General features: G+C 52.3%; 5 protein-coding genes and 5 pseudogenes. All 10 read right to left on the bottom strand.

The features are described from left to right. Positions 1–404: pseudogene (gene ompG, locus ACUU1I_RS17580) on the bottom strand (monomeric porin OmpG); the annotation flags it as partial. 44 nt (positions 405–448) lie between these two features. Continuing rightward, positions 449–1,531, bottom strand: a complete 1,083-nt coding sequence (locus ACUU1I_RS17575; RefSeq protein WP_000057968.1) for an ABC transporter ATP-binding protein — start codon at positions 1,529–1,531, stop codon at positions 449–451. Between the two features lie 13 nt (positions 1,532–1,544). After that, positions 1,545–2,204 (bottom strand): beta-phosphoglucomutase, encoded by a 660-nt coding sequence (gene pgmB / locus ACUU1I_RS17570; protein ID WP_000775779.1) that lies wholly within the window; start codon positions 2,202–2,204, stop codon positions 1,545–1,547. After that, positions 2,201–4,468: a kojibiose phosphorylase gene (gene ycjT, locus ACUU1I_RS17565; RefSeq protein ID WP_000197979.1), complete on the bottom strand. Its 2,268-nt coding sequence runs from the start codon at positions 4,466–4,468 to the stop codon at positions 2,201–2,203. Before ycjT ends, pgmB begins: the two co-directional genes overlap by 4 nt. Continuing rightward, positions 4,465–5,127 (bottom strand): annotated as a pseudogene (locus ACUU1I_RS17560) (Gfo/Idh/MocA family oxidoreductase); the annotation flags it as partial. The pseudogene ACUU1I_RS17560 and the gene ycjT, both read right to left, overlap by 4 nt. Further along, positions 5,119–5,865 (bottom strand): annotated as a pseudogene (locus ACUU1I_RS17555) (zinc-dependent alcohol dehydrogenase); the annotation flags it as partial. The pseudogenes ACUU1I_RS17560 and ACUU1I_RS17555, both read right to left, overlap by 9 nt. Positions 5,866–5,895: 30 nt before the next feature. Beyond that, positions 5,896–6,738: a carbohydrate ABC transporter permease gene (locus ACUU1I_RS17550; RefSeq protein WP_000224667.1), complete on the bottom strand. Its 843-nt coding sequence runs from the start codon at positions 6,736–6,738 to the stop codon at positions 5,896–5,898. After that, entirely contained in the window at positions 6,725–7,606 is an 882-nt protein-coding gene (locus tag ACUU1I_RS17545) for a carbohydrate ABC transporter permease (protein WP_001080792.1), read from the bottom strand. Before ACUU1I_RS17545 ends, ACUU1I_RS17550 begins: the two co-directional genes overlap by 14 nt. Positions 7,607–7,626: 20 nt before the next feature. Then, a pseudogene (locus ACUU1I_RS17540) lies at positions 7,627–8,910 on the bottom strand (ABC transporter substrate-binding protein). 13 nt (positions 8,911–8,923) lie between these two features. Next, a pseudogene (gene ycjM, locus ACUU1I_RS17535) lies at positions 8,924–9,504 on the bottom strand (glucosylglycerate phosphorylase); the annotation flags it as partial.

Raw genomic sequence — 9,504 nt, 5'->3', positions numbered from 1 at the left:
ATTTTCCAGCGCTGCATATTCGCCGTGTCTTTGCCCGGTTCATCAACGTAGTGATAACCATAATTACGGAAACCGCCGGTCAGGCCGAAACTGAAATCATCGCTTTCGAGGAACTGATAATGCACCTCCAGCTCCGGGCGATCAAACCACGTTCCACGTTTACCCGCGCTATAATCTACCGGCCCTTCCTGATAATAGGCCAGAGCAATTCTCCACGGCCCGTTGGCGGCATTAAAATAGACTGAAGGCTCCGCCAGCCCATCCATATCTTCGCCATAACCCTCGACGTTTTCTATTTCGTACATCGCACCGATATTAAAGTGCCAGTCGTTCTTTTCCTCGGCCTGTGCGCAGGCCATTCCCGCACACATCACCAGTGCGGTACAGGGTAATAACTTTTTCATTATTGTTCCTTGTATTATCCTAGGGGAATGCCTTCCCCCTGTATTTAGCGAATTGCTATTTCCGTTTCTGCATCAAAGAAATGACATTTCGTCATATCAAAATGAATAGTGATATTTTCTCCTGCATGATAATCATTTAACGCACCAGCACGGACCACTAACTCGTGCCCCCCAACCGTGGTGTAGAGCATAAATTCCGCACCGGTTAATTCTGCCACGCTAATTTTGGCGGAAATGTTATTTTCCTCTTGCGCGTCCGGATGAATATCTTCCGGGCGTATTCCCATCACGATGGGCTTATGCAAACTTTCCTGTGTTTTCAGAACCGCTAATTTCTCTTCGAGAATGGTTAATTTAAGCGTTTCCGTAACGAATTTATCGCCATCGATCGTGCCGCGAATAAAATTCATCGCTGGTGATCCAATAAATCCGGCAACAAACATATTCGCGGGTTGGTTATAAACGGTTTTCGGCGCACCTACTTGCTGAACAATCCCGTCTTTCATAATCACAATCCGCGTCGCCATGGTCATCGCTTCGGTCTGATCGTGGGTCACGTAGATCATGGTGGTGTTCAGTTTCTGATGCAGCTTGCTGATCTCTGCACGCATTTGTACGCGCAGCTTGGCATCAAGGTTAGAGAGCGGTTCATCCATTAAAAACACGCCCGCTTCGCGCACAATCGCCCGCCCGAGCGCCACACGCTGGCGTTGCCCGCCGGAAAGCGCGCCCGGCTTGCGTTTCAGGTACTCACGCAGGCCGAGAATTTGCGCCGCCCAGTTCACCCGCTCATCAATCACCTCTTTGGCGATTTTTTGCATCTTCAGGCCAAACGCCATGTTGTCGTAAACCGTCATATGCGGATACAACGCGTAGTTCTGGAACACCATCGCGATATTGCGTGCTTTGGCTGGAACGTCATTCATTCGTTTGCCGTCGATCAACAGATCGCCGCCGCTGATCTCCTCAAGCCCGGCAATCATGCGCAGGGTGGTCGATTTACCGCAGCCCGACGGGCCGACAAATACGATGAACTCTTTATCGGCAATTTCCAGGTTGAAGTCCTTCACCACATGCACCTGGTTATCGTAGATTTTTTGAATATGTTGTAACGAAAGCTGAGCCATGTTGATTCCTTTGCTATACGTTTTGCCAGAAGGCCGATAACCGCGACCAGGTCAGGGAGTCCGTTGAGGGCAACAGTAATTGCGCCCCGGTTAAGCCCGCACCGATCCCCACCGAGCGCATACCGCTGGCGTTAATGGCGTCAATGCCCGCCTGCGCATCTTCAATGCCGATACATGCCTGCGGCGGCACGCCCAGCCCGGCACAGGCAGCGAGAAAGATTTCCGGATCCGGTTTCGAGTTTTTAAGTTGGGAAGCATCCGCGCAGAAGGTGAAAAACTCGCGCAGCTCCAGCGCCGCTAAAATCGTCGGCGCATTCAGGGAGACGGAAGCCAGCCCTACCGGAATCTGCTGTGCACGGAGCTCTGCCAGCAAATTGCGAATACCGGGCAGCACAGCATTAACCGTCAGCTCGCGCAGTGAGTGGACGTAAAGCAGATTTTTGCGATACGCCAGTTGCGCCCGCTCCTGCGGGTTAAAGTCGCCCTCTTTGCCCCCGTGTTGCAGAATGCGCCGCAGAGACTCATCGCGGCTGATCCCTTTTAGAGATTCGTTAAACTGCGCATCAATACTGATGCCAATTTCAGCGGCAATCTGCTGCCACGCCTGGAAATGCAGATGCGCGGTATCGGTGATTACACCATCCAGATCGAAAATTACCCCTTGCAGTTTCATTCATCCTCCTGATGCGTGGTAGCGGTCCCATTGAAGGGCAAAATAAAATCACCCAAACAGAAAACAGATTCTTCAGCCACGGATATAAGCTGACCGTTCAAACGCAGTGAAACGGGCGCAGAAGTTCGAATCGCAATACGCTGCGCGTCGAGAGTGACCTGTAATTCGCAGCCCTGCCAGAACAGAGGGAAAGACAACTGTTGCCACTGCTCAGGTAACGCCGGATTTAGATGCAATTCACCGTCACGCACGCTCACCCCGGCAAAACCCTGAATCGCCCCCAGCCAGATAGCGCCAGTTGCGGCAGCATGGATACCATCATCACAACTATGCGGATCAGCACCAAGATCGATTTCAGTCCCCTCGCGCCAGAACTGATAACTTTGGGTCAGCAGGCCACAGCGTGCAGCAACAATGCCGTGGATTGCTTTACTTAATGACGAGTCGTGAATAGTGCGCGGTTCATAAAATTGCAGATTGGCAAGACACGATGCCGATGAGAACTGCTCTGGCAGCATGTAATTGAGCATCACCACATCAGCTTGTTTGAGGATCTGCATCTCGTTCACTTCTGCACGTGAATAATCCAGCAGAATGGTTTGCTTCCCCGCCGCCGCTTTGTATTTCGCCAGATTAATCGCCGGCTTAGTCATAAACGAATCATCCTGCGGCAAAACACCGTCGGGCTGAATTTCTGGCAGCCGCAGTTCTTTAAGGAACATTTCGGCACGATGAATAAACGCGTCGTCACTACAGCCAAACTGGCGGGCAATACTCAGCGCCTGCTGGACGTTGTAATACACCATATAGCTGGTGAAGGCGTTATTATTGACATGTTCGGTATATTCGTCTGGCCCAATAACATCATGAATTTCCAGACGGTCGTTAACCCTCACCGCGCGGCTAATCCAGAACTTTGCAGTTTCCAGAAGTAGCGCCATGCCTTCATGCGCAATGAAACTTTCATCCCCCGTGGTCTGCCAGTATTGAATAACCGCCCAGGCGATATCGGCCACCAGATGATGTTCCGCCTGCGCCGAGGCCACTTTTTGCCGCAGCCCGGTGCGAATGTTAATGGCGGCAAATTCCGGCGTCTCTTCTTCGCCGCTGCGCGCGCTTTCCCACGGAAATAGCGCGCCCTGCCAGCCGTTGCGTCGCGCTTTCTCCTGCGCGCCTGGCAAGTTGTGCCAGCGATAACGCAGTAAACTTCGGGCAACCGTCGGATCGCTAAACAGATGGAACGGCAGCAAAAATACTTCTGTATCCCAGAAAACGTGGCCTTTGTAGCCTTCGCCGGTTAAGCCTTTTGCCGCAATACTGCTGCGCTCGCCGTGAGCCGGCGTCATGATGCGCAGATGATAAAGCGCATAATCTAACGCTTGCTGATCGTGCGCATCGCCGCCATTTACCGTGATACGACGTTTCTGCCACCATTGACGCCAGTTTTCTGTTGATGCTGCAAGATGTTGGTCGTAACTCTGTTGCGCGCACATTTCAAGCTGGCGAAGCGACACGCTGCCCCACTCGTCTAAAGCAGCTTGCCTGTCATCCCGCCAGTCGATCCACACCAGTTTTTGCAACGTCACTGTCTCGCCTGCATGAAGCTGCGCACTGGTATGTTGCAGTAAACGGCGCTCTTTGGCGGTATAGCATTGCTGCACATCACCGCTCACCTGGCAGCAACAACTGATGGCCACATCACTGCGCCCATCCTGGGTGGTGTAGATCCCCTGCATCAAATGCTGACCAAACACCCGCACCTGGGTTTCGTCGAGATGCTGGCGACCGTGGTTGGTTTGCGTGGCGTCAATGCCTGTTGAAATCAGCACTGACGCGTCGGCGTCCAGTGGCATAATAGTGATTTCCAGCGCAATGAGCGGCAGTTGGTCTGCCGAAACAAAGCGACGGCTGGCGATGGTGTAACCTGCGCCGTTGCTGGTACGCCAGACAACGCTACGGCGTAATTCTCCACTGGCAAAGTCAAGTTCACGCTGCCAGGCTTCGCGGGATAACGAGAAAACCTCACCATTTATGGCAATCTCCATCCCCAAGATATCAGGCAGATTCACCAGTTCGTTGATTTCACCTTTTCCCGCCCGATGATACAGCCCCGCCAGATACATCCCTCGCGCCTGGCGCGTGTAATCTTCTTCATGGCTGGCGCGAAGCCCAAGATAGCCGTTCCCCTGCGCCATCAGCGATGCATACTTGTTCAGGGTATGCTGGCTGAAATGGGGTTCTGATAACGTTACTGGCCTGGTCATAATTCCACACGCGTCCCTGTTTCTGCGGATTGATATAACGCCGCCACCAGTTGCTGGATGATGTACCCCTGCTCGGCGTCGGCTATCATCACGGGCTTGCCCTGTACGTGATTGATAAAGGCTTCCATGCTGCGCAAATGGCGGTTGTCGTCTGCCATTTCCCGTTGCATCAGCGTCATTAATTCACCGTTGTTATCGGTGTAGATATGTGCTGGAAACAGCGTCGCACCGGCTTTATCACCACAAAAGCTGACGTTCATAATCAACTGTTCGCGGATGTTGAGTGCAAATGACGTTTCCAGCCACAGAATGCCGCCGTTATGAAATTCAATGGTGCCAAACAGCGAATCTTCGACGCTGTAAGTTGCCGGATCCCACTCGCCAAATTGACCACAGCTCTTTTGCGTGCCGATCTTTTGAAAACTATGCGCATTCACGCTTTTCACCGCCGGAAAGCCCAGCACATACATCGCAGCATCCAGCATATGAATGCCGATGTCGATCCAGTTCTTTATTGGTAAAGACACCCCAGCCGGGAACGCCGCAGCGACGCAGGGCGCGGGCGGTGGTAACGTAAATCTCTCCCAAAACGCCGTTGGTCACCTGTTCACGCAGCTGTTGCGTATCGAGCGCAAACGATGGTGAAAGTCGTAGGCCAGGCCGCGCAGCGCCGATTGCAGCGCGTCGGCGTAACCGCTGGTTTCGATAATCACATCGGCCCCCTGCTTGCCGGTCAGCGTTTTGATCTCTTTGCCTACGTCAGTGCCAATGGGGTTAAGGCAGAAATCAGCACCGTGGCGACGGGCAATATCACAGCGATGGGCGATAGGATCGACGCCAATTACCACCGATGCGCCAGCGCGTTTCGCCAGTTGGATGGCAATTTGACCGATCGCGCCAAGCCCTACCACCACGACAAAATCCCCTACGCGTACGTTGGCATCGCGCACGCCGCTCATGGCAAACTGCGCCGGGTCGTAACAGACGGCGTTTTTCCAGGAGCTGCCTTGCGGCATTTTGCGCAGCTTGTAGTTATTCACTGCGTTAATGATGACCGTCTCGGAGAGCGGGCCGTAGCCGCATACGCTGTCGCCCACCGCGTAGTCTGTAACGTCGCTGCCGCACTCGATAATGTCGCCAACCACCATGTTGCCAAGCTGGAATTTGCCAAACTCAATGCCGCGCGGCGCATCTGCCGGACGCGGGGTGAACATCTGCCACTCGCCGTTAAAGTCTTCATCGATAAACGGGCTGGCGGCGCGGAAGTCGACCACTTCCGTTCCGTGTTTCGGTGCGCCGAAACGCACGCGGATCTTCACTTCATTGGCTAAAATCGCCCGATCTTCATACTCAACCAGCGCAGCAACACGCGGTGCTGTGGCTACTAACTTTTTCATGTAAAACTCCTTGTAAAGAAACTGGCCGCTTTAGCCCTTCACGCCACCGGCGGTCAAACCACTCTTAATAAAACGTTCCGAAAGCGCATACATAATCACCACCGGCAATGCGGTCACCAGCGAGGCCGCCATCATCCGTCCCCAGATGTAATCAGGCGTACTGAACAGCGCGTTCAGGCCCACTGGTAAGGTGAAATTGCTGGCGCTGGAGAGGAAAATCGACGCAAACAGATAGTCGTTCCACGTCACCATAAAGCAGTAGACGAACACCGATATCAGCCCGGACATCGCCAGGGGCACGGTGATACGGAAGATGATTTGCAGACGGTTGAGGCCATCCATCATCGCCGCTTCTTCGATCTCATCAGGGATGGTGTCGAAGTAACTTTTCAGCATAAACACGGCGGTGGGCAGGGTTTGCGTCACCATGGTAATGATCAGCGCCATCTCGGTGTCGTAAATACCAAGCGCGGTGATGATTTTGAACAGAGGCACCACCAGCAAAATGCCAGAGAACATATACACCGTGTAAAAGCTGGCGTTGATGGTCATCCGGCCTTTAAAGCGCAGGCGGGAAAGCGCGTAAGCTCCGAGAATGCCGAGAAATACCGCCACCACGGAGGAAACCACCGACACCACCATGCTGTTACGGAAGTAGTCGACAAACGGGAAAATCATCGGGTTAAAAATGTCGACGTAATGCTCCAGCGTCCACTGTTGCGGCAGCAGCGTAGGATGCAGCGATATCGCCTCTTTCGCGCTTTTGAACGAGGTCATCAGCATCACAAAAAACGGAAACAGCGTGATGATGAGAAACAGCGCCAGCCCGCAGTAAAAACCGATACGACTGAGCGTGCGTTTATTTGTTGCCATTGAGGTTCACCCGTTTCCTGGTCAGCAGAATGACAGCGAAAATAATGATGAAGAGCACCACCGAGATCGCCGCCGCTTTCCCTAAGTCATTAAAGGCAAAGGCGGTTTTGTAGAGATAGACACCAAGAATATCGACCTTGGTTGTCAGCAGATAAACATCAGCGAACATGTAGAACATCCAGATGGTGCGCAGGGTCACCACCGTCGCCAAGACCGGCATAATTGCGGGCAGCGTGACGATGCGAAACCGCTGCCAGGCATTAGCGCCATCCATCTCTGCCGCTTCGTACAGCGATTTGTCGATGGTCTGCAAAATCGCCAGAAACGAGATAAAGGCATACGGGAAGTAGCGCCAGATGGCGAGCAGCACCACCAGCACAAAGCTACTGCCCGGATTATCAAACCACAGCGGTGCCTGCTCATAGAGATGCAGAAGATCGACGCCGAGGTAGTTCACAATGCCGTAGCCGTTGTTGAACATGTATTTCCAGGCAAACACCAGCGAAATGGACGGCGTTACGTAGGAGAGGATCACCAGCGAACGCGCGGTTTTGCGCAGGCGGAACTCGCGGTTGAAAAACATCGCCACGGCCAGCCCGAGCACGGTGCTGCCCGCCACCACCAGCGCCGTATACCAGACCGTCATCCACAGCGAGTGCCAGAAGCCGGGATCGGAGAGAATGCGCACATAGTTACTCACCCCAACAAACGTTGACTCGATGTTGGGATTGAGCGGCAGACGTAAAAAACTGATTTCGATATTCGACACCATCGGCCACGCCACCAGACCGCCCAGCAGTAATAAGCTGGGCGCGAGAAGCAGCAGCGCAAACGGCATATCGGAACGACCTGAAAAAAGCCTGTTCATTGCGGATTCCTGTCCTGGGTTTAGTGCTGTTCGATCAGTTCATCCAGCTTTTTCTGGCTCGCTTGCAGCGTGCCAGGGAGATCGGCTTTACCCACGGTGACGTTATGCACCATGGAGCTCACCACACCAGAACCCGTCACATCGCCCATGCGGGTAAAGTTTTTATCCCCTACTGCGCCAAAGACCTGAATATTTGGCAGTTCACCGATTAGCTGATTCGGTAGTTCACCCAGCGCCTTAATAACGTCGTTGTCTTTCCAAGTGGCGGTAGTGACAACCGCTTTATTCACCGGCAGCGCAGCACCTGGCGACATCATCACCCAGTCGGCAATGTTGTCCGCCTGCTCCATAAAGGTGACAAATTTTTCTGCTGCTTCGGTCTTTTGTCCGGCGGTAATGGTCAGCGAGGTCAACATGCCGTAGACCGCAGAGTTTTTCTCGGTTGGCACCACGAAACCGACGTTTTTCGGGTCGCCTTCTTTAATCACAGCCGGAAGGATATAGGTGGAGTAAATCGCCATCGGCGCGGTGCCGTTCATAAAGGCGTCTTTCACTTCCATGATGTCGTTAGAACCCGGCATGGTGTTGGCAGCAAGGTCGCGGTAATAGGTCAGCGCCTGCATCATCTCTGGTGTATCAAGGGTGATTTTGCCTTCGGCGTTAAAGACGTTGGCCTAGTTGGATAACGCAAACTGGGAGAAGGATTGTTCCGTCAGCACGCTTTCTGCCGTAGGCAGCGCAATACCGTATTTTTTATTCGCCGGGTCATTCAGTTTCTGTGCAACGTCCAGCAGCTGTTGCCAGTTTTTCGGCTCCTCCAGCCCCGCTTTTGCCAGCACATCTTTGCGATACCAGATGCCGCCAATCCAGGCGCTGACAGGAACACCGGTCCATGCGCTACCATCTTCGGTACGCACAATACGCAGTACGCCATCGTAAAACGCGCCTTCACCAACGTTGCTGATGACCGTGGCAACCGCTTTGCGATCGATAAGCTGCTCTTTATCCATAACTTTGGCGTAGTCATGGCTGGTTTCGATCACTTCCGGCAGCGAGCCGCTACGTGAAAGGGTGATGACTTTGGTGTTATAAGCGTCTTCTTCCACGGGCACTTGTTTAACGGTGATACCTGGGTTTTCTTTTTCAAAACGGGCAATCAATTTGCTGATAACTGCCTGACGCTCCTGCTCCACCGAAGAATGCATAAATTCGATGGATACATGGGTTTTATTTTCTTCTTTACAGCCTGAAATCAGGGCGCAGGAAACCAGTGCTGATAACAGCACGATTTTTGATTTAATCATGAGATGTTCCTTTTTATTTAATCCACATAACCTGCCAAGGGCGCAGCGTTATTTCATTACCCAATATATCAACTTCACTAATCAGATCCCGACCATGCAGATCAGTAATATTTACATGCTGAATATTTTTACTGACATTAAACAATCCAGTCAGACAATTACCATCAGCGTTACTTCTTTGAATACGCATTACGGATGAATTAACCGTATCGATGGTAAAATTATTATCCGGATGAAACTCGTTATGGCTGCGACGAAGTGTAATTAAACGCGACAACTCATGATATACCGCATGCCTTAATGTAGCTTCATCGTTCAGTTCTCGTGTTATCTCTTCACTGTGATATTTTTTACGGTTAATCGCACGGTTATATCCGAGTTTTTCGACACCTGCGTAATCATTACGCGAGCCAAGAATACTTTGAATATATATCGCGGGTACACCGGGGAAACTTAACAAAATCGCATGGGCAAGGATAAACCTGGCGCAACGTTCTTCATCGCTACTCTCGCGGCGGCTTAACGCATCCATATAGGTGACATTCATCTCATAGGGACTGCGCGTGCCGTCGGGATTATTTTTCCAGTTTACTA

The sequence above is a fragment of the Shigella sp. SIG3 genome, assembly GCF_053555855.1.
This window is presented reverse-complemented; position numbering and strand designations above follow the sequence as displayed.